The organism is Streptomyces sp. NBC_01275, assembly GCF_026340655.1.
Taxonomy (GTDB): domain Bacteria; phylum Actinomycetota; class Actinomycetes; order Streptomycetales; family Streptomycetaceae; genus Streptomyces.
The window spans coordinates 2,281,264-2,301,434 of the sequence record NZ_JAPEOZ010000001.1 but is presented as its reverse complement, the minus strand read 5'-3'; the positions used below and the strand labels follow the sequence as shown (position 1 = coordinate 2,301,434).

The window sequence follows — 20,171 nt, the reverse complement described above, 5'->3', positions numbered from 1 at the left end:
CCATGACCGGACTCTCGACCATCCTGATCGTCGTCGGCCTCTTCCTGGCCGGCGGCATCTACTCCTTCGTCAAGCAGGAGATGCCGAAGAGCCTGATCGTGCTCCTCTCGATAGGCGCCGCGATGTGTCTGGTCGCGGGCGTCATGAGGCTGGAGGTGTGGAATTGACCGCGAAGAAAGTGGTCGTCTTCGACTACGGCTTCGGCAACGTCCGCTCCGCCGAGCGCGCCCTCGCGCGCACCGGGGCCGACGTCGAGATAACGCGTGACTTCGACACGGCGATGAACGCCGACGGGCTGCTGGTGCCGGGCGTCGGCGCCTTCGCCGCCTGCATGAAGGGGCTGCGCGAGGCCCGCGGCGACTGGATCATCGACCGCAGGCTGTCCGGCGGCCGGCCGGTGCTGGGCATCTGCGTCGGCATGCAGATCCTGTTCGCGCGCGGCATCGAGCACGGCGTGGAGACCGAGGGCCTCGACGAGTGGCCCGGCGCCGTCGAGCCGCTCCAGGCCGAGATCGTGCCCCACATGGGCTGGAACACCGTCGAAGCCCCGGCCGACTCCCAGCTGTTCGCCGGCCTCGACGCGGACGCGCGCTTCTACTTCGTGCACTCCTACGCCGTCCAGGAGTGGTCCCTCGAGGTGCACAACCCGCTGATGCACGCGCCGAAGGTGACCTGGTCCACGCACGGCAAGCCGTTCGTGGCCGCCGTGGAGAACGGCGCGCTGTGGGCCACGCAGTTCCACCCCGAGAAGTCCGGCGACGCCGGCGCCCAGCTCCTCACCAACTGGATCGGAACACTGTGAGCAAGCTCGAACTCCTCCCCGCCGTCGACGTCCGCGACGGCCAGGCCGTCCGTCTCGTGCACGGCGAGTCCGGGACCGAGACCTCCTACGGCTCCCCTCTCGAGGCGGCCCTCGCCTGGCAGCGGTCGGGCGCCGAGTGGCTGCACCTGGTCGACCTGGACGCCGCGTTCGGCACCGGCGACAACCGCGCGCTGATCGCCGAGGTCGCGGGCGCGATGGACATCAAGGTCGAGCTGTCCGGCGGCATCCGCGACGACGACACCCTCGCCGCCGCCCTCGCCACCGGCTGCACGCGCGTGAACCTGGGCACGGCCGCCCTGGAGACCCCGGAGTGGGTCGCCAAGGTCATCGCCGAGCACGGCGACAAGATCGCGGTCGGTCTGGACGTACGCGGCACGACGCTGCGCGGCCGCGGCTGGACCCGCGACGGCGGCGACCTCTACGAGACGCTGGCGCGCCTCGACAAGGAGGGCTGCGCGCGGTACGTCGTCACCGACATCGCCAAGGACGGCACGCTGCAGGGCCCGAACCTGGAGCTGCTGAGGAACGTGTGCGCGGTGACGGACCGGCCGGTCGTGGCGTCCGGCGGCGTGTCGTCCCTCGACGACCTGCGGGCCATCGCCGAGCTGGTACCCCTCGGCGTCGAGGGCTCCATCGTCGGCAAGGCCCTGTACGCGAAGGCGTTCACCCTGGAAGAGGCCTTGGAGGCGGTGGCCAAGTGAGCGATCTGCGACGCGTCGCGACCGGCGCGCCCTGGGAGGAGACCTTCGGCTACTCCCGTGCGGTGGAGCTGCCGAACGGGCTGGTGCTCGTCTCCGGCTGCACGTCGATAGTGGACGGCCAGATCGCCGGAGGCGGTCCCTACGAGCAGACGGTCAACGCCTTCAACGTCGCGTTCGCGGCGCTGGAGCAGTTGAGCCTCGGGCGCGACGACGTCGTGCGGACGCGCATGTACATCACCCACGCGCGGGACGTGGACGACGTCGGACGGGCCCACAAGGAGTTGTTCGACTCCGTCCGGCCCGCCGCATCCATGATCATCGTCTCCGGCTTCGTGGACCCGAGTCTGGTCGTCGAGGTCGAGGTGGAGGCGTTCCGAGGAGTGTCCGCATGACCCTGGCCGTACGAGTCATCCCCTGCCTGGACGTGGACAACGGCCGGGTCGTCAAGGGCGTCAACTTCCAGAACCTCCGCGACGCGGGCGACCCCGTCGAGATGGCCAAGGTGTACGACGCCGAGGGCGCCGACGAGCTGACGTTCCTGGACATCACCGCCTCGTCGGGCAACCGTGAGACGACGTACGACGTGGTGCGCCGCACGGCGGAGCAGGTGTTCATCCCGCTGACCGTCGGCGGCGGCGTGCGCACGCCCGAGGACGTCGACAGGCTGCTGCGGGCGGGCGCGGACAAGGTGGGCGTGAACACGGCCGCCATCGCCCGCCCGGAGCTGATCCAGGAGATCGCCGAGCGGTTCGGCAGCCAGGTGCTGGTGCTGTCGGTGGACGCCCGGCGCACCCCGTCCGGAAGCTTCGAGGTGACGACGCACGGCGGCCGCAAGGGCACCGGCATCGACGCCGTCGAGTGGGCGCACCGGGCGGCCGAGCTGGGCGCGGGCGAGATCCTGCTCAACTCGATGGACGCGGACGGCACCAAGGACGGCTACGACCTGGAGATGATCAAGGCCGTCCGCAAGCATGTGACGGTCCCGTTGATCGCCTCCGGCGGCGCCGGCCGGCTCGCCGACTTCCCGCCGGCCGTCGAGGCGGGCGCGGACGCGGTGCTGGCCGCGTCGGTGTTCCACTTCGGCGACCTGCGCATCGGCGAGGTGAAGGACACGCTGCGGGGGGCGGGACACCCCGTGCGGTGAGACTTCTTGTGGCGACGTAAGCCCCGGGCACCTCGTGGCCGGGGCTTACTCATGGCCAGATGCGAAAGAAAAGTTGCGCAAAATAAATTGCGCAACTTTTCTTTCGCATCTACGGTGAGGGCATGACAGGCAAGGAGCAGGGCCGCAAGGAAAGAGACCGCCGGATCACCGACCTGGGCACGCTCAAGGCCCTCGCCCACCCGCTGCGGATGCGGCTCTGCCGCGCGCTGACCCTGGCCCGCGTCGCCACCGCCTCCCAGCTCGCCGAACAGGTCGACGAAGCCGTCTCGCTGGTCAGCTACCACCTGCGCAAGCTCGCCGAGCACGGCCTGATCGAAGAGGCCGAGCCGCAGAGCGCCGACGGCCGGGAGCGCTGGTGGCAGCTCGCCTCCGACGGCCTGAGCATCCGCGACGAGGACTTCCGCGACGCCCCCGAGAAGGCCGCCGCGCACACCGCGGCCAGCCGGCTCTTCGCCGAGCAGCGCATGGACCTGTACCGCCGCTGGCTCGACGAACGCGCCCACTGGGGCGAGGAGTGGAACGCGGCGGCCGAGTCCAGCGAGGCCAACCTGCGCCTCACGGCGACCGAACTGGCCGAGCTGAACAAGGAGATGCTCGGCCTGCTCCACAAGTACGAGCAGCAGGGCCGGGCCGCCGAGACCGCGGGCGACACCGAGGGCCGCGAGAACGTCGCGGTGCACACGTACGGGTTCCCGTTCCGGATCTGAGAGGCCCCGATCCCGATGACGCCGACGCGCCCCGTCCCCGCTCCCGTCCCCGCGCGGATACCCGCCCCGACACCCGCCCCGGTCGTCGAGCGCCCCGCCCATCGCGACCCCAACGTCCTGCGCTGGCTCGGCGGCTACACCTCGTCCGCGATCGGCGACAACGTCTACTACCTGGCGCTGTCCTGGGCCGCCGTCCAGGCCGGCACCCCCGCCCAGGCCGGGTTCGTGACCGCGGCCTCCGCCGTGCCCCGCGCCCTGCTGATGCTCGGCGGAGGAGTGGTCGCCGACCGCTACGGACCGCGCAGGGTGGTGGTGAGCAGCACGGCCGTGCGCTGTCTGCTGGTGCTCACGGCGGCCGTGCTCCTGCTCGCGACCAGCCCCGGCCTGTGGACCCTGGGCTGCGTGGCCGTCCTCTTCGGGATCGTCGACGCCGTCTTCCTGCCCGCCGCAGGCGCCCTGCCCGCCCGGATCACCGGCCGCGGCCAGCTCGCCCGCGTGCAGGGCATGAGGGGCCTGGCCGTCCGGCTCGCCAACGTCCTGGGCGGCCCGCTGGGCGGCCTGGGCATCGCCCTCGGCGGCACCGCGGGCGCGTTCGGACTCGCCGCCCTGCTGATCGGTGTGTCCCTGCCCGTCCTGGCGACCGTCCGGACGGGACAGCCGCCCCCGGACGACACCCGGACCCGGCACGACACGAAGGGCCGCCCCAGCGCCCTCGCCGAACTGCGCGACGGGCTGCGGCACATCCGACGCGACCCCGTCCTGCGCGTCCTGGTGGTCTTCGCCGCCCTGAGCGACCTCGGGTTCGTCGGCCCGATGAACCTCGGCCTGACCCTGCTCGCCGCACAGCGCGGCTGGGGCTCCGCCGGCATGGGGCTGGTCCTCGCCGGGTTCGGCGTCGGCGCCGGAGCCGCCTCGCTGTTGCTCGCCTGGCGCGGCCGGGTGCCGTACGCCGGACGCGTGACGGCCGTGGCGACTCTTGCCGGCGCCGTCGCGATCGACGCCCTCGCGCGTGTGCCGTCCGTCGCCGCGGCGGCCTGCGTGGCCCTCCTCATCGGCCTGCTGGCCGGCCTCGCCGGCGCGCTCACCGGGGCGCTCCTGCAGGCCCGCGCGGGCAGCGCCTACGTCGGCCGCGTCACCTCGGTCTCCACGCTGGTCGGCTTCGGCGTGGCGCCGCTCACCTTCCCGGCGGTCGGCTGGGCGGTCGCCGCGTGGGGCGCCGGGCCGGTCTTCACGGTCTGCGCGGCGGTGTCCGCCCTCGGCGGCGTCCTCGCCCTGTGCTCACGCGCCCTCCGCCACGCCGAACTCCCCGGCTGACCTCAGCCCTTGTGCTGCGCCAGCTGCACCAGGTTGCCCACGGTGTCGTCCAGGATCGCGGCGATGACCGGGCCCTGCTCCACCGGCCCCTGCGTGAACCGCACACCGAGGCCGCGCAGCCGGTCGTACTCCGCATGGATGTCGTCGACGGAGAAGACGATGCACGGGATGCCCGCCGTGTGCAGAGCCAGGCGGTACGGCTCGGCGATGGGGCCATGGCCGGGCTCCAGCAGCAGCTGGAGATCCGGCTGCGCCCCCTCGGACGCGCCCACCGTGACGAACAGCGTCCCGCCGCCCAGATCCATGTCGATCCGCGTCTCGAAGCCCAGGACGTCCGTGTAGAACGCGCGGGCCTTGGCGACGTCGTCGACGTACACGCTCGTCATCGCGACCTTGATCACGGCCGGTCCTCCCAGATCCCGAGTCGGATTCCGAACCGGATCCAAAGTCAGATCCCGAGCTGCTTGCTTCCGTGCAGCTTGTCGATCGCTTCCTTCTCGCCGTCCAGCTCCACCTTCGCGGCGTCCTGCCGACCGTAGAGGAACAGCAGCAGCTCCGACGGCTCCCCGGTCGCCGTCACCACCGGCGCGGCGCGGTTGGCGACGACCGTACGGCCGTCCGCGCGGCGCAGCACCAGGCCGGTCGGGGCCCCGCGGCCCATCAGCCGGGCGGTGCGCTCCAGCCGGGACCACAGGGCGTCCTGGAACACCGGATCGAGCTCGCGCGGCGTCCAGTCGGGCTCGGCGCGGCGGACGTCCTCGGTGTGGACGTAGAACTCGATCGTGTTCGACGCCTCGTCTATCTGCTTGAGCTGGAAGGGGGAGAAGCGCGGCGGACCCGTGCGGATCAGCTGGAGCAGCTCCTCGTACGGCTTGGCGGCGAACTCCTCCATCACCCGGTCCAGGCGGGACGCCAGCTGCTTGATCAGAATGCCTCCGGCGGCGTCCGCGCGGCGCTCGCGCACCACCACGTGCGCGGCCAGCTCCCGGGTCCGCCAGCCCTCGCAGAGCGTGGGGGCGTCCGGACCCGCCGTTTCCAAGAGGTCTGCGAAAAGGAGCCGTTCACGCTTGGCGAAAGTCGACATGCAGTCAGCCTACGACCGCGTACGAGGTCCGCCCACCCGTCCCTCGGCCACCCTCCACGGCACAGCCGCCTTTCCCGTCGCCTTCCCCTCGCCTTTTCCCTCGCCTTTCCCTTCGGCTTTCCACCCAGTGGACATCGCCCCGTGACTGTCCGTGGCGCGCGGCACAATGGCACCATGACCAGCACGCCCTCGCCCAGCAGCCTCGACCCCGAGATCGCCGCACGCCTCAGGCGCAGCGCCGACGGGCTCGTCCCCGCCATCGCCCAGCAGTACGACACCGGTGAGGTGCTCATGCTCGGCTGGATGGACGACGAGGCGCTGCACCGCACGCTCACCACCGGCCGCTGCACCTACTGGTCGCGCAGCCGCCGGGAGTACTGGGTGAAGGGCGACACCTCCGGCCACTTCCAGTGGGTCAAGTCCGTCGCCCTGGACTGCGACGCCGACACCGTGCTCGTACGGGTCGACCAGGTCGGCGCCGCCTGCCACACCGGCGCGCGCACCTGTTTCGACGAAGACGTGCTGCTCAAGGACGGCGCCGATTCCGGCGCGGCCACCGCCTCGGATCAGTAAGGTCAGCCGCCATGGATCTCGAGACGTTCCGCAAGCTCGCCACCGACCGCCGTGTCATCCCGGTCACCCGCAAGCTGCTCGCCGACGGCGACACCCCGGTCGCGCTGTACCGCAAACTCGCAGGCGAGCGCCCCGGCACCTTCCTCCTGGAGTCCGCGGAGAACGGCCGTTCGTGGTCTCGTTACTCCTTCGTCGGCGTCCGGTCCGAGGGGACGCTGACCGAGCGCGACGGCCAGGCCCACTGGCTCGGCACCCCGCCCGTCGGCGTCCCCGTCGACGGCGACCCCCTCGTCGCCCTGCGCGCCACCATCGAGACCCTGCACACCCCCCACCAGGACGGTCTGCCCCCCTTCACCGGGGGCATGGTCGGCTACCTCGGCTACGACATCGTGCGCCGCCTGGAGAAGATCGGCCCCGGCGAGCGCGACGACCTCAGGCTCCCCGAGCTGACCATGCTCCTGACCAGCGACCTCGCCGTCATGGACCACTGGGAGGGCTCCGTCCTGCTGATCGCCAACGCGATCAACCACAACGACCTCGACACCGGCGTCGACGAGGCGTACGCGGACGCGGTGGCCCGGCTGGACGCCATGGAGGCCGACCTCTCCCGCCCGGTCGCCCAGCCCCCGGCCGTCCTGCCGCCCTCCGAACTCCCCGAGTACACCGCCCTGTGGGGCGGCCCCGACTTCCAGCGGGCCGTCGAGGACGTCAAGGAGCGCATCCGCGCGGGCGAGGCCTTCCAGGTCGTCCCCTCCCAGCGCTTCGAGACGCCGTGCACGGCGAGCGCGCTGGACGTCTACCGGGTCCTGAGGGCGACCAACCCCTCGCCGTACATGTACCTGTTCCGCTTCGACGGCTTCGACGTCGTCGGATCCAGCCCGGAGGCCCTGGTCAAGGTCGAGGACGGGCAGGCCATGGTCCACCCCATCGCCGGCACCCGGCACCGCGGCGCCACCCCGCAGGAGGACCAGGCCCTCGCCGACGAGCTGCTCGCCGACCCCAAGGAGCGCGCCGAGCACCTCATGCTCGTCGACCTGGGGCGCAACGACCTGGGACGGGTCTGCGAGCCCGGCTCCGTCGAGGTCGTCGACTTCATGACCATCGAGCGGTACTCGCACGTGATGCACATCGTCTCGACGGTCACCGGCCGGGTCGCGCGCGGCCGGACCGCCTTCGACGTCCTCACCGCCTGCTTCCCGGCGGGCACCCTGTCCGGCGCCCCGAAGCCCCGCGCGATGCAGATCATCGACGAACTGGAGCCGTCCCGCCGCGGCCTGTACGGCGGCTGCGTGGGCTATCTGGACTTCGCGGGCGACTCCGACACCGCCATCGCCATCCGCACGGCCCTGCTGCGCGACGGCACCGCCTACGTCCAGGCCGGCGCCGGCATCGTCGCCGACTCCGACCCGGTCGCCGAGGACCAGGAGTGCCGCAACAAGGCGGCGGCGGTGCTCCGCGCGGTCCACACGGCGAACCGCCTGGGCGAGCAGACGGCCGGCAAGTGATCAACGCGGCGACCGGCAGACGACCGGCGGGCGACCAGTAGGACGCGTCTCACGTGTGCCCCGGGTGCCGGTTCGCCCGGGGTTCAGGCGATAGTGGACTCCGTGACTGCTGTACCTCACCCCCGTTCCGCTTCCGCCGCCCCCGCCAGCTCGGGCCGCCGGAGCCTCGCCCTCGCCCTGCTGAGCGGCGCGCTGGGCGCGGCCGTGGCCCTGCTGTCCACCCGGCAGCGCTGGTCGGAGGGCACGGTGACGGTGCCCGGCGGATCCTTTCCCCTGACCGCCAGGGGCAGCGACGTCACGGGCGTGCCCGCGGCGCTCGCCATAGTGGGCCTCGCCGCGCTCGTCGCCGTCTTCGCCGTCCGCCGGGCCGGCCGCTTCGCGGTCTCCGCCCTCCTCGCGCTCTCCGGCGCCGGCATCGTCGCCGCGGCCCTGTTCGGCGCCTCCGACGGCGACGCGCTCGACGAGAAGGCCGCCCAGGCCTCCGGCGACGCCTCGGCCACCGTCGCCACCTTCACCCACACCGCCTGGCCCTACGCGGCGGCCGCGGGCGGCGCCCTGATCCTCCTGGCGGGCCTGCTCGCCCTGCGCTACGGCCGACTGTGGCCGGCCATGTCCGGCCGGTACGAGCGCACCGGCGCCCCCCGGCCGCGACGCGCCGCCCCGAAGGTCGACCCGGACCGGCCCGAGGACGTCTGGAAGGCCCTGGACCGCGGCGAGGACCCGACGGGCGCGGACCCCGCCTGACCTCGCCCGGCCCTTCCCGATGTGGTGAATCAGACGCTGCCGGAAGCCACCCCCGTGTCCCGTGCACGCGCGCGTACGGGACAATGGACGACGAGCGTCCGGCTCGGACACGTACGCAACGCACAATGAGGAGCAAGTCATGGCGGGCAGCAGCCACGGACACACCCCGGCCGCCTGGACCGGTGTCACCATCGTCATCATCGGTTTCTGCGTCGCGGGCGCGTTCATGGTGATGGCCGAGCCGTTGGGCTTCTGGGCGGGCATGGCGATCGTGGCCCTCGGCGGTGTCGTCGGCGCCGCCATGAGCGCGGCGGGCCTCGGCATGCCGAAGAAGGCCCACCCGGTGCACCAGGTGACGGCCACGCGCGAGCCGGCCGGCGCCGAGAGCTGAGCGGCGACCTCCGCGGGACTTTGCGACGCGGGACCTCGTGACGCGGGACTTCGTGAGGGGCGGCCGGTGACGACACCGACCGCCCCTCACGCGTGCGTGCGGCCCTGCGCGGGGCACGGGAGCGGGGCACAATGCGAGGCGTGAACGCAGACAGCCGGGCAGGCAGCCAGGCCGACAGCCGACGGGCCGCTCCGCCGCCTCCCGCGCCCCCGGCACTCCCGGCGCCCCCGGCACCCCTGGCACTCCCGGCGCCCCTGGCGCCCCCGGCACCCCGGGGGACCGTGCTGGGACGCCTCGCCGTGCCCGCCGGGATCCTCGCGGCCGTCGCCGGGGCCTTCGCGTACGTCGGGGCCGTCGATCCCAACGAGCCCGGCCACTACCCCGTCTGCCCCCTGCTGCGCTACACGGGCCTGTACTGCCCCGGCTGCGGCGGACTGCGCAGCGCGCACGCCTTCGTGCACGGCGACCTTTCGGCCGCGCTGCACGACAACGCGATGGCCGTCGTCGCCTATCTGGGGTTCGCGGCGGTGTGGACCGTCTGGGTGGTCCGCGCTGCCCGCGGCCGCCCCCTGCGCGTCGATCTCGCCCCGGTGGGCCTGTGGACGCTGGGCGTGTCGCTCCTGGTCTTCACGGTTGTCCGGAACCTGCCGTTCGGTGGCTGGCTGCATCCTTGATCATCGGGCGGACGTCCAGGTAGTGGGACCGCCGTCAACCGGATGTGAGGCCTTCGCCTTCCTCCGGATACCATCGAAGTGACCACTTGTTTGCACTGGTCGCTGGAACTCTCGACCGTCTGGAACTGGAAGGGGACCGCTCGCGTGAGTGTGCTCGACGAGATCATCGACGGAGTCCGTGCCGACCTCGCGGAGCGGCAGGCGCGCGTCAGCCTCGACGAGCTCAAGGAGCGCGCGGCGAAGGCCCCGGCCGCCAAGGACGGCGTGGCCGCGCTCCGGGGCGACGGCGTCAAGGTCATCTGCGAGGTCAAGCGCTCCAGCCCCTCCAAGGGCGCGCTGGCCGCGATCGCCGACCCGGCCGGACTGGCCGCGGACTACGAGGCGGGCGGCGCGGCCGTCATCTCCGTCCTCACCGAACAGCGCCGCTTCGGCGGCTCGCTCGCCGACCTCGAAGCGGTCCGCGCGCGGGTCGACATCCCCGTGCTGCGCAAGGACTTCATCGTCACCTCGTACCAGCTGTGGGAGGCCCGCGCGTACGGCGCCGACCTCGCGCTGCTGATCGTCGCGGCCCTCGACCAGCCGGCCCTGGAGTCCCTGATCGAGCGCGCCGTCTCCATCGGCCTCACCCCGCTCGTCGAGGTGCACGACGAGGAGGAGGTCGAGCGCGCGGTAGACGCGGGCGCGAAGATCATCGGCGTCAACGCGCGCAACCTCAAGACCCTCGAGGTCGACCGGGGCACCTTCGAGCGGGTCGCCCCCGAGATCCCGGCCGGCCTGGTCAAGATCGCCGAGTCCGGCGTCCGCGGCCCGCACGACCTCATCGCGTACGCCAACGCCGGCGCCGACGCGGTCCTGGTCGGCGAGTCCCTGGTCACCGGCCGCGACCCCAAGACGGCGGTGGCCGACCTGGTGGCGGCGGGCGAGCACCCGGCCCTGCGGCACGGCCGCGGCTGATCTCCGGCTAGAGTTGGCCCCGATGACGCCCACCCTGACGCCCATGGACCGGTACGCCCGCCTCGCGCGCGGCTGCCGACCCCGTGGTTGCCGCGCCCCCGCGCGGCGGGTGCACGGTCGGCGAGTGCGGTACGTCATCGGGGACGAGCCCGGGCAGGTGAACGGCATGCGATGGCGCCCCTTCAGGGGCGCGGGGAGCTGCGCGAGCAACCACAGCCGGCCTGCAACCGACTGACAAGTCCCCGCCCCCACGGCGAACAGTGTCTGTCCACACACTCACCGTGAGGTTTCCGCATGCCCAGCGAGTTCTTCATCCCCGACCCCGAGGGTCACATCCCCAACGCCGAGGGCTACTTCGGCGCGTTCGGCGGCAAGTTCATCCCGGAGGCCCTCGTCGCCGCCGTGGACGAGGTCGCCGTCGAGTACGACAAGGCGAAGCACGACCCCGAGTTCGCCCGCGAGCTCGACGACCTGCTCGTGCACTACACCGGCCGGCCCAGCTCCCTCACCGAGGTGCCGAGGTTCGCCGAACACGCCGGCGGCGCCCGGGTGTTCCTCAAGCGCGAGGACCTCAACCACACCGGCTCCCACAAGATCAACAACGTGCTCGGGCAGGCCCTGCTCACCAGGCGCATGGGCAAGACGCGCGTGATCGCCGAGACCGGCGCCGGTCAGCACGGCGTCGCCACGGCCACCGCCTGCGCGCTGTTCGGCCTCGAGTGCACCATCTACATGGGCGAGATCGACACCCAGCGCCAGGCCCTCAACGTGGCCCGGATGCGGATGCTGGGCGCCGAGGTCGTCGCGGTGAAGTCCGGCAGCCGCACGCTGAAGGACGCCATCAACGAGGCCTTCCGGGACTGGGTCGCCAACGTCGACCGCACCCACTACCTCTTCGGCACGGTCGCGGGCCCGCACCCCTTCCCGGCCATGGTCCGCGACTTCCACCGGGTCATCGGCGTCGAGGCCCGCCGCCAGATCCTGGAGCGCGCCGGACGGCTGCCCGACGCGGCCGTCGCCTGCGTCGGCGGCGGCTCCAACGCCATCGGCCTGTTCCACGCCTTCATCCCGGACGCCGACGTACGCCTCATCGGCTGCGAGCCGGCCGGGCACGGCATCGAGACCGGCGAGCACGCGGCGACCCTGACCGCGGGCGAGCCCGGCATCCTGCACGGCTCGCGCTCCTACGTCCTGCAGGACGACGAGGGGCAGATCACCGAGCCGTACTCCATCTCGGCGGGTCTGGACTACCCGGGCATCGGCCCGGAGCACTCCTACCTCAAGGACAGCGGCCGCGGCGAGTACCGCGCGGTCACCGACGACGCGGCCATGCAGGCGCTGCGTCTGCTGTCGCGCACCGAGGGCATCATCCCGGCCATCGAGAGCGCCCACGCGCTGGCCGGCGCCCTGGAGGTCGGCAAGGAGCTCGGCAAGGACGGGCTGATCATCGTCAACCTGTCCGGCCGCGGCGACAAGGACATGGACACGGCCGCCCGCTACTTCGGCCTGTACGACACCGACGCCGAGGTCGCCGCCAACGCGGCCGACACCGCCGAGATCGAGGGGGACGCCAAGTGAGCGGGGCCGCATTCACCGGTGGGAAGCGCCAACTGCTGAGCGACACCCTCGCCGCCGCCAAGGCCGAGGGCCGCTCCGCCCTCATCGCCTATCTCCCGGCCGGGTTCCCGACCGTGGACGGCGGCATCGAGGCGATCAAGGCCGTCTTCGACGGCGGCGCCGACATCGTCGAGGTGGGCCTGCCGCACAGCGACCCCGTCCTCGACGGCCCGGTCATCCAGACCGCCGACGACATCGCCCTGCGCGGCGGGGTGCGCATCGCCGACGTCATGCGCACGGTCCGGGAGGCGCACGCCGCCACCGGGAAGCCGGTGCTCGTCATGACGTACTGGAACCCCATCGACCGCTACGGCGTCGAGCGCTTCACCGCCGAGCTGGCCGAGGCGGGCGGCGCGGGCTGCATCCTGCCGGACCTGCCGGTGCAGGAGTCGGCGCTGTGGCGCGAGCACGCCGAGAAGCACGGCCTCGCGACGGTGTTCGTCGTGGCGCCGAGCAGCCAGGCCGCACGGCTCGCGCAGATCACCGAGGCGGGCAGCGGCTTCGTGTACGCGGCCTCGCTCATGGGCGTCACCGGCACCCGTGAGTCGGTCGGCGCGCAGGCCCAGGACCTGGTCGAGCGGACCCGGGCCACCGGCACAGGCCTGCCCGTCTGCGTCGGCCTGGGCGTCTCCGACGCCGCGCAGGCGGCCGAGGTCGCCGGCTTCGCCGACGGCGTGATCGTCGGCTCGGCCTTCGTCAAGCGGATGCTGGACGCCCCGGACGACGCGGCCGGCGTCGAGGCGGTCCGTGAACTCGCGGGCGAGCTGGCGAAGGGCGTGCGCCGACAGGCCTAGCTAGGGCCTGTCCTGTGGCGTAACAGAGCGGGACATTTCACACACGTCACTCGAACGGGTGGACCTGGGACCGGGGAGGCGCAATGCGCCTCCCCGGTTCGTTCTGGGGGTGTGAGCGAGAAGAATCGTGAGGGAAAGCGCACCGCCCGGGAGCGGCTGGCGGTGGAGCGCGAGAAGCAGAAGGCCGTCGAGCGGCGACGGCGGACGCTGATCGTCGGCGCGAGCGTCGTCTGCGTGCTGGGCCTGGCGGCGGTGATCGGCGTCGTCGCGGCGAACTCCGGCAAGGACGACACCAGCGACAACGCGGGCCCGGTCGTCGCGCCCTCGGGGGCGAACGGCACGGACGCCCTGGCGATCCCCGTCGGCAAGGAGAGCGCCAAGTCCACGCTCACCGTGTGGGAGGACTTCCGCTGCCCGGCCTGCAAGGCCTTCGAGACGACGTACAGACCGACCATCCACGAGCTGACGGAGGCCGGGCAGCTCAAGGTGGAGTACCACCTGGCCACCCTCATCGACGGCAACATGGGCGGCAGCGGCTCCCGTAACGCGGCGAACGCGGCGGCCTGCGCCCAGGACGCCGGAAAGTTCACCGCCTACCACGACGTGCTGTACGAGAACCAGCCCTCCGAGACCGACGACGCCTACAGCAAGAACAGCAAGCTCATCGAGTTGGCGGGCAAGGTCGACGGCCTGGACACGCCCGCGTTCCGCACCTGCGTCGAGGACGGCACGCACAACAGCTGGGTCGAGAAGTCCAACCAGGCTTTCCAGAACGGCCACTTCGGCGGCACGCCCACCGTCCTGTTCAACGGCAAGAACATCTACCAGGACCAGACGATGACGCCCGCGAAGCTGAAGCAGATGGTGGAGGAGGCCGACAAAGGCTGACCAGGGGGAGGGCCAGGGGCAGGGGGCGGGTTCACACCCGCCTGTTATGGAGCCGTAGCCGGGCTGGCTGCCGTGTACGCGGTCCGGCACGGTAGCGTCGACCCTGCCATGGAATTTGCCTATATCCCCAGCCCGTCACGCGGTGTGCTGTACCTCGGCCCCATTCCGCTGCGCGGCTACGCGTTCTGCATCATCATCGGCGTCTTCGTCGCGGTCTGGCTCGGCAACAAGCGCTGGCTCGCCCGGGGCGGCAGAGTCGGCACGGTGGCCGACATCTCCGTCTGGGCGGTGCCCTTCGGCCTTGTCGGCGGTCGGCTCTACCACGTGATCACGGACTACGAGCTGTACTTCACCGAGGGCCGTGACTGGGTCGACGCCTTCAAGGTCTGGGAGGGCGGCCTCGGCATCTGGGGCGCGATCGCGCTCGGTGCGGTGGGCGCGTGGATCGGCTGCCGCCGTCGCGGGATCCCGCTGCCCGCGTACGCCGACGCCATCGCGCCCGGCATCGCGCTGGCGCAGGCGATCGGCCGCTGGGGCAACTGGTTCAACCAGGAGCTGTACGGCAAGTCGACGGACCTGCCCTGGGCCCTGCACATCACGTCCTCCGCGGACGGCCGGGTGCCGGGCTACTACCACCCGACGTTCCTGTACGAGTCCCTGTGGTGCATCGGTGTCGCGGTCCTCGTCATCTGGGCCGACCGCCGCTTCACGCTGGGCCACGGACGGGCGTTCGCGCTGTACGTCGCCGCGTACTGCGTGGGCCGCGCGTGGATCGAGTACATGCGCGTCGACGACGCCCACCACATCCTGGGCCTGCGGCTCAACGACTGGACCGCGCTGGTCGTGTTCCTGCTCGCCGTGACGTACATCGTGGTGTCGGCGAAGAAGCGGCCGGGCCGGGAGACCGTCGTGGAGCCGGGCGCGCCGGACTCCGACGCCGAGGGCGCCTCCGACGGCAAGACCGAGGCCGACGGCGAGGACAAGCCGGAGGCCACGGCGAAGGACGACACCGAGGCCGCCGCCCCCGACACTAAGGCCGACGCGGAGGCCGAGGCGAAGGCCGACGTCTCGGAAGCCAAGGCCAAGGCCGAAGTCGAGGCCGCAGCCGAGGCTTCGCAGGACAAGGACGACGACAAGGACGACGACAAGGACAAGGACACGGCCGAGTCGGCGGGCAGCAAGAAGAGCTGACGGCCGAGACGGTACGACGACGAGGGCGCCCGGAGAGTTCGGGCGCCCTCGTCGTGTGTGCGGGGTCAGTTCCTGCGGGCCAGCGACAGGGTGCGCTGCGCCGCCGCCACGATCGCCGCGTCGATGAAGCGGCCGTCCGGAAGCGCCTGCGCGCCCTGGTCCGCGGCCGCCGCCTTGACGATCGTCTCCGCCTGGTCGAGCTCCTCCTCGGTGGGCAGATAGGCGCGTTCGATGATCGGGAGCTGCCGGGGGTGGATGGCGGCCCGGCCCACGAAGCCCAGGGTGCGGCCGTGGGCGCAGGAGGCCGCGAGGCCCTCCAGGTCGCGGATGTCGGGGTGGACCGACTGGGGCGGCGGGATCAGGCCAGCCGCCCGGGCGGCGACGATGACCCGGGAGCGGGACCAGTCGAGGCCCGCGTCGTCGCGGACGCCCAGGTCGGCCCGTAGGTCCGCCTCGCCGAGGGCGATGCCGCGCAGGGCGGGGTGGGCGGCGGCGATGGGGTAGGCGTGTTCGATGCCGAGGGCCGTCTCCAGGAGGGCGTAGAGGGGTGGCGCCGTGCCGCCCGCGGGGGCGGTCGCCTCGGCGACGCGGGTGATCTGGTGCGGGGACGTCACCTTCGGCAGCCGCAGGCCGCGGACGCCGGGGAGGGACGCCATCGCATGGAGGTCCGCGGCGGCGAAGGGGCTGTCCAGGGCGTTCAGCCGGACGTGGACCGGGACCTGCTGGGGCTCGGAGAGGCGTTCGGCGGTGGCCGCGCGGGCGTACTCCTTGCGGTCCGGGGCGACCGCGTCCTCCAGGTCGACGATCACGACGTCGGCGCCGGAGGCGAGGGCCTTGGTGACGGTCTGGGGGCGGTCGCCGGGGGCGTACAGCCAGGTCAGGTGGGTCATGGGCACAGGGATCGTGGTCGCGGGGGTCGTGGTCACAGGGCGCCCTCCGTGCGCAGGGCGGTCAGGTCGGCGGCCGTCAGGCCCAGTTCCGTCAGGACCTGCTCGGTGTCGGCGCCGTGCGGGCGGCCGGTCCAGCGGATCGCGCCGGGGGTGGCGGACAGCCGGAAGAGGACGTTCTGCATGCGGATCGGGCCCAGCTCCGGGTCGTCGACGGCGGTGATCGTGTCGAGGGCCTGGTACTGGGGGTCGGTCATCACGTCCCGTACGTCCTGGATCGGGGCGATCGCCGCCTCCGCCTTCTCGAAGGCGGCGAGGACGTCGGTGCGGGTGCGGGCGGCGATCCAGGCGCCGACCGCCGCGTCGAGGACGTCGGCGTGGGCGGCCCGGTCGGCGCCCGTGGCGAACCACGGCTCGTCGATCAGGTCGGGGCGGCCGACCAGACGCAGCACGCGTTCCGCGATCGACTGGGCCGAGGTCGAGACGGCCACCCAGGCGCCGTCGGCCGTGCGGTAGGTGTTGCGCGGGGCGTTGTTGGCGGAACGGTTGCCGGTGCGTTCCTGGACGTAGCCCAGCTGGTCGTACCAGAGGGGGTGCGGGCCGAGGACCGTCAGGATCGGCTCGATGATCGCCATGTCCACGACCTGGCCCTCGCCGGTGCGCTCGCGCGCCGCCAGCGCCGTCATCACCGCGTACGCCGTGGCCAGGCCGGCGATGGAGTCGGCGAGGCCGAAGGGCGGCAGGACCGGGGGCGCGTCCGGCTCGCCGGTGATCGCGGCGAAGCCGCTCATCGCCTCGGCGAGGGTGCCGAAGCCGGGGCGGTGGGCGTAGGGGCCGAACTGGCCGAAGGCGGTGACGCGGGCGAGGATCAGGCGCGGGTTGGCCGCGGACAGCTCCTCCCAGCTCAGGTCCCATTTCTCCAGGGTGCCGGGGCGGAAGTTCTCGATGATCACATCGGCGGTGGCGGCGAGGCGCAGGAGGGTGGCGCGGCCGCCGGGCTTGGAGAGGTTCAGGGTGATGGTGCGCTTGTTGCGGCCGAGGAGCTTCCACCACAGGCCGACGCCGTCCTTGGACGGGCCGTGGCCCCGGGACGGGTCGGGCTTGGCCGGGTGCTCGACCTTGACGACCTCCGCGCCGAAGTCGCCGAGCAGGGTGGCGGCGAGGGGGCCGGCGAAGAGGGTGGCGAGGTCGAGGACGCGCACACCGTGCAGCGGGGGCTGCGCAGTGGCAGGGGCTTGCGGGGAGGTAGGGGCGGTAGGGAGGGAGGGGTTCGGACCGGGCTCGTTCATGACGCGTACTGCGTCTCGATCTCGGAGCGGTACGGCATGGACGCCGACACGAAGGTGTCGCCCGCGCCGGTGGAGTCGACGGCGGTGACGTGCGGGGCGGGGACGGTCAGGGGCTGCGCGCCGTGGGCCGCGTACAGACTGCCGGCCGCGCCGGGCGTGACGACCACCTCGGGCACGCTGTCCAGCAGGGCGGCGGCCGCCTCGCGCGGGTCGGTACGGCCGGTGAGGGCGGCGGCCTCGTGAGAGGCGACGAGGTCCATGTTCGTGCTGCCGAGCACGACGATGTCGGTCATGGGTGGGAAGCCTCCCGGGGGGTGAGGGACCAGGTGAGGTGGGCCAGGGTGTCGAAGCCGACGCCGTCGAAGTCGGCGACGGAGGAGGCCAGGCGGTTCTTGAGGGGGGCCGTCCAGCGGTCGGGGAGGGCGGCGGGGTCGCCGGTGAGGAGGCCGGCGACGCTGCCGGCCGTGGCGCCGACCGAGTCGGTGTCCCAACCACCGGACACCGCACGGCGGACGGAGCCGGTGAAGTCGCCGTCCGCGTGGGCGAGGGCGGCGGCGACGAGGGCGGTGTTGGGGATCGCGTGGACCCAGTGGTGGGTTTCCGCGTGGGTGGCGTGGAGTTCGTCCACGACCGCGTCGAAGTCCGGGTGCTCCCGGGCCAGTCGGACGGCGTGCGCGATCGCCAGGGCGAGGCGGGAGCGGGGCGGGATCACGGTCAGGCCGGTGCGCAGACAGGCGTGGACGCCGTGGGTGCCGGTGGCGGCGGTGGCGATGACGGCGGCCGTGAACATCGCCGCGTAGACGCCGTTCGCGGTGTGGGTGAGGGTGGCGTCGCGGTGGGCCTGTTCGGCCGCGGCGGCCGGGTCGCCGGGGTTGGTCCAGCCGTGCACGTCGGCGCGGATGAGGGCGCCGATCCATTCGCGGAACGGGTTGCGGTGGCGGGCGGTGTGCGGGGGTTCGATGCCGGAGAGGAGGTTGCGGTAGGCGAGGCGTTCGGCGGTGAAGGTGCGTCCGGCGGGGAGTTCGTCCAGCCAGAGCCGGGCCACGTCGGCGGTGGTGAAGCGGCGGCCGTGGCGGCGGAGCAGAAGGAGGTTGAGGAGGGGGTAGTTGAGGTCGTCGTCCTCGGGCATGCCGTCGATGTTCTCGGCGAGGGAGGTGGGCGCCGAGCGACGGTTCCAGGGGTGGGCGGCGAGGAGCTCCGGGGGGACTCCTTCGGCGGTGAAGTAGCTGTTCAGGGGCCAGTTGCCGGTGGACTTGGCGAGCCGGCGGATGGCGTCCAGGGGGAGTTTCTCGACGGGTTTGCCCAGGAGACAGCCGGCGGCCCGGCCGAGCCAGGCGGCTTCGAAGCGGGACGGGGTGAGCTGCTGGGTCTGGTGGGTCTGGTGGGGCGGGGTCGGCCACTGTGGGCACAGCGCCCGGATGCGGGCCAGGTCCGTCGGTTCGTCCTCCGCCAACCTGCTGGGCAGGTCCGCCAGTTCGTCCAGCAGGTCCTCCGCGAGCTGACGCAGGTAACGGGAGGTCGGCTGCGGCGAGGCTCCCGCGCGCAGCGGCGCCTCCGGGCCGCCCGCCGCCTTCCACCGGGCCGCGATCGCCCACGGCTGCCGTCCGTCCTGGGCCGCCTGGCGCAGCTCGTGGCCGAGCAGGTCCTCCGGCTGGACCCAGGTCAGTCGGAGCAACGGGGGCCTCCGATCCCGGCGAAGGCCGCCTCGTGGGCCCGGCGCCTGCGGACGTCCCGCGCGAAGATCTCCCGGGTCACCTCGGTGAGCGCCGCCGCCGGCGCCCACAGGTCCAGGCGGCTGGCCTCCGCGACGCGCTTGGACCAGTCCTCCGGGACCGGCGAGCCCAGGGCGCCGGCCACCGCGCCGGCCATCGTCGCGATGGAGTCGCAGTCACGGCCGTAGTTCACCGCGCCGAGCACGCAGTGCCGGTAGTCGCCGTCGGCCACCAGCAACATGCCCAGGGCGACGGGGAGTTCCTCGATCGCGTGCAGACGGGACGGGCGGCGGGCGGCCAGGGACGGCGCACGGTAGTCGGGGCCCACCGTGTCGAACGGAGCCACCGCCTCCCGCAGCGGTCCGAGCGCCGACTCGAAGTCCGGGCAGCGGGCCGCGGCTTCGCAGACCCGCTCGATCGCCGTGCGCGTGCCGTCCTTCGCCAGCGTCAGACACGCCGTCACCACCGAGTCCGCCGTCGCGCCCGGCGCGCACGCCGCGGCCACCGCCGCCGCGAAGACGCCCGCCGCCTCGCGGCCGTACGACGACTGGTGGGCGCCCGCGAGCTCGATCGCCTCGGCGTACGCGCCCGCCGGGTTGCCCGCGTTGACCAGGCCGACCGGGGCCATGTACATCGCCGCACCGCAGTTGACGATGTTGCCGACGCCTGCCTCGCGCGGGTCGACATGGCCGTAGTGGAGCCGGGTCACCAGCCACTTCTCGGCGAGGAAGATCCGCTGCAACGGCAGGGCCTCCGCCTCCAGTTCCGGGATCCAGCGCACCTCGGTCATCAGGTCCGGGACCAGCCGCTCGGCGATCGCGTACGCGTCGAGATGATCGCGGACCTGGGCGTAGACCCGTACCAGCGCATGGGTCATCAAGGTGTCGTCGGTGACGTGGCCGTCGCCCTTGTGGTACGGCGCGAGGGGGCGGGCGGTGCGCCAGGCGTCGCCGTTCCAGGGGCCGACGATGCCGTGGACGCGGCCGCCGTGGCGCTGGAGGATCTGCGCGGGGGAGTAGCCCTCGACGGGGCCGCCGAGGGCGTCGCCGACCGCCGCGCCGACCAGGGCGCCGGTGATGCGTTCGTCCAGGGGCGTGCCGTGGCCGGTCGCCGTGCGGCTCTCCTCTGTGGGGGATTCTTGTGTTTTGGGCTTCATGG

General features: G+C 72.7%; 24 protein-coding genes and 1 pseudogene. 18 read left to right on the top strand and 7 right to left on the bottom strand.

Features of this window, described 5'->3' with window-relative positions; genetic code table 11:
- Positions 1–2: 2 nt before the first annotated feature.
- The 7 genes from OG562_RS09915 (at position 3) to OG562_RS09885 (ending at position 4,710) form a co-directional block, all read left to right on the top strand.
- Positions 3–167: a hypothetical protein gene (locus OG562_RS09915; RefSeq protein ID WP_266395946.1), complete on the top strand. Its 165-nt coding sequence runs from the start codon at positions 3–5 to the stop codon at positions 165–167.
- Positions 158–802, top strand: coding sequence for an imidazole glycerol phosphate synthase subunit HisH (gene hisH / locus OG562_RS09910; protein ID WP_266395944.1), 645 nt, complete (start codon positions 158–160; stop codon positions 800–802). Before OG562_RS09915 ends, hisH begins: the two co-directional genes overlap by 10 nt.
- Positions 799–1,524, top strand: a complete 726-nt coding sequence (gene priA / locus OG562_RS09905; protein ID WP_266395943.1) for a bifunctional 1-(5-phosphoribosyl)-5-((5-phosphoribosylamino)methylideneamino)imidazole-4-carboxamide isomerase/phosphoribosylanthranilate isomerase PriA — start codon at positions 799–801, stop codon at positions 1,522–1,524. The genes hisH and priA overlap by 4 nt, the downstream gene beginning before the upstream one ends.
- Entirely contained in the window at positions 1,521–1,916 is a 396-nt protein-coding gene (locus OG562_RS09900; RefSeq protein WP_266395942.1) for a RidA family protein, read from the top strand. The genes priA and OG562_RS09900 overlap by 4 nt, the downstream gene beginning before the upstream one ends.
- Positions 1,913–2,668, top strand: a complete 756-nt coding sequence (gene hisF / locus OG562_RS09895; protein WP_266395941.1) for an imidazole glycerol phosphate synthase subunit HisF — start codon at positions 1,913–1,915, stop codon at positions 2,666–2,668. Before OG562_RS09900 ends, hisF begins: the two co-directional genes overlap by 4 nt.
- Before the next feature lie 122 nt (positions 2,669–2,790).
- Positions 2,791–3,396 carry a transcriptional regulator gene (locus tag OG562_RS09890; protein ID WP_266395939.1) on the top strand — a complete coding sequence of 202 codons (606 nt, stop codon included), beginning with the start codon at positions 2,791–2,793 and terminating at the stop codon, positions 3,394–3,396.
- A gap of 15 nt (positions 3,397–3,411) precedes the next feature.
- Positions 3,412–4,710, top strand: coding sequence for an MFS transporter (locus OG562_RS09885; RefSeq protein ID WP_266395937.1), 1,299 nt, complete (start codon positions 3,412–3,414; stop codon positions 4,708–4,710).
- 2 nt (positions 4,711–4,712) lie between these two features.
- On the opposite strand, the gene OG562_RS09880 is transcribed toward OG562_RS09885, so the two are convergent.
- Together OG562_RS09880 and OG562_RS09875 are read right to left on the bottom strand one after the other, a co-directional pair.
- Entirely contained in the window at positions 4,713–5,111 is a 399-nt protein-coding gene (locus tag OG562_RS09880; protein WP_266395935.1) for a VOC family protein, read from the bottom strand.
- A 47-nt stretch (positions 5,112–5,158) separates the two neighbouring features.
- Positions 5,159–5,794 carry a TIGR03085 family metal-binding protein gene (locus OG562_RS09875; protein WP_266395934.1) on the bottom strand — a complete coding sequence of 212 codons (636 nt, stop codon included), beginning with the start codon at positions 5,792–5,794 and terminating at the stop codon, positions 5,159–5,161.
- Between the two features lie 174 nt (positions 5,795–5,968).
- Here OG562_RS09875 and hisI point away from each other — a divergent pair, with 174 nt between their 5' ends.
- The 11 genes from hisI to lgt all read left to right on the top strand — a co-directional run bounded on the left by hisI (position 5,969) and on the right by lgt (position 15,125).
- The gene (gene hisI, locus OG562_RS09870; RefSeq protein WP_266395933.1) at positions 5,969–6,367 is read left to right on the top strand and encodes a phosphoribosyl-AMP cyclohydrolase; all 399 of its coding nucleotides are present in this window, start codon (positions 5,969–5,971) and stop codon (positions 6,365–6,367) included.
- 11 nt (positions 6,368–6,378) lie between these two features.
- The gene (locus tag OG562_RS09865) at positions 6,379–7,872 is read left to right on the top strand and encodes an anthranilate synthase component I (protein WP_266395931.1); all 1,494 of its coding nucleotides are present in this window, start codon (positions 6,379–6,381) and stop codon (positions 7,870–7,872) included.
- Positions 7,873–7,965: 93 nt separating this feature from the next.
- A complete protein-coding gene (locus OG562_RS09860; RefSeq protein WP_266395929.1) occupies positions 7,966–8,616 on the top strand; it encodes a TIGR02234 family membrane protein in 651 nt (216 codons plus the stop codon).
- 139 nt (positions 8,617–8,755) lie between these two features.
- Positions 8,756–9,007 carry an HGxxPAAW family protein gene (locus tag OG562_RS09855; RefSeq protein ID WP_266395927.1) on the top strand — a complete coding sequence of 84 codons (252 nt, stop codon included), beginning with the start codon at positions 8,756–8,758 and terminating at the stop codon, positions 9,005–9,007.
- A gap of 254 nt (positions 9,008–9,261) precedes the next feature.
- Positions 9,262–9,681, top strand: coding sequence for a DUF2752 domain-containing protein (locus OG562_RS09850; protein WP_266409143.1), 420 nt, complete (start codon positions 9,262–9,264; stop codon positions 9,679–9,681).
- A 144-nt stretch (positions 9,682–9,825) separates the two neighbouring features.
- Complete coding sequence (gene trpC / locus OG562_RS09845; protein ID WP_266395925.1) at positions 9,826–10,635, top strand: indole-3-glycerol phosphate synthase TrpC; 810 nt, start codon at positions 9,826–9,828, stop codon at positions 10,633–10,635.
- A 22-nt stretch (positions 10,636–10,657) separates the two neighbouring features.
- Positions 10,658–10,870: a tryptophan biosynthesis modulator TrpM gene (trpM, locus tag OG562_RS46335; RefSeq protein ID WP_368084022.1), complete on the top strand. Its 213-nt coding sequence runs from the start codon at positions 10,658–10,660 to the stop codon at positions 10,868–10,870.
- A gap of 59 nt (positions 10,871–10,929) precedes the next feature.
- On the top strand, positions 10,930–12,213 hold the full coding sequence (gene trpB, locus OG562_RS09840) for a tryptophan synthase subunit beta (RefSeq protein ID WP_266395924.1): 1,284 nt from the start codon (positions 10,930–10,932) through the stop codon (positions 12,211–12,213).
- Entirely contained in the window at positions 12,210–13,046 is an 837-nt protein-coding gene (trpA, locus tag OG562_RS09835) for a tryptophan synthase subunit alpha (protein WP_266395922.1), read from the top strand. The genes trpB and trpA overlap by 4 nt, the downstream gene beginning before the upstream one ends.
- A 111-nt stretch (positions 13,047–13,157) precedes the next feature.
- On the top strand, positions 13,158–13,934 hold the full coding sequence (locus OG562_RS09830; RefSeq protein WP_266395920.1) for a thioredoxin domain-containing protein: 777 nt from the start codon (positions 13,158–13,160) through the stop codon (positions 13,932–13,934).
- Positions 13,935–14,042: 108 nt separating this feature from the next.
- Positions 14,043–15,125, top strand: a complete 1,083-nt coding sequence (lgt, locus tag OG562_RS09825; protein WP_266395918.1) for a prolipoprotein diacylglyceryl transferase — start codon at positions 14,043–14,045, stop codon at positions 15,123–15,125.
- 65 nt (positions 15,126–15,190) lie between these two features.
- On the opposite strand, the gene OG562_RS09820 is transcribed toward lgt, so the two are convergent.
- From OG562_RS09820 to OG562_RS09800, 5 genes and pseudogenes are all read right to left on the bottom strand, one after another.
- On the bottom strand, positions 15,191–16,015 hold the full coding sequence (locus OG562_RS09820) for a CoA ester lyase (RefSeq protein WP_266409141.1): 825 nt from the start codon (positions 16,013–16,015) through the stop codon (positions 15,191–15,193).
- A 32-nt stretch (positions 16,016–16,047) separates the two neighbouring features.
- On the bottom strand, positions 16,048–17,301 hold the full coding sequence (locus tag OG562_RS09815) for a CaiB/BaiF CoA-transferase family protein (RefSeq protein WP_266395916.1): 1,254 nt from the start codon (positions 17,299–17,301) through the stop codon (positions 16,048–16,050).
- Positions 17,298–17,579, bottom strand: a pseudogene (locus tag OG562_RS09810) (carbohydrate kinase family protein); the annotation flags it as partial. The pseudogene OG562_RS09810 and the gene OG562_RS09815, both read right to left, overlap by 4 nt.
- Positions 17,580–17,590: 11 nt before the next feature.
- Positions 17,591–18,976, bottom strand: coding sequence for an ADP-ribosylglycohydrolase family protein (locus OG562_RS09805; protein WP_266395914.1), 1,386 nt, complete (start codon positions 18,974–18,976; stop codon positions 17,591–17,593).
- Positions 18,964–20,169, bottom strand: a complete 1,206-nt coding sequence (locus OG562_RS09800; protein ID WP_266395912.1) for an ADP-ribosylglycohydrolase family protein — start codon at positions 20,167–20,169, stop codon at positions 18,964–18,966. Before OG562_RS09800 ends, OG562_RS09805 begins: the two co-directional genes overlap by 13 nt.
- Between the last annotated feature and the right edge of the window lie 2 nt (positions 20,170–20,171).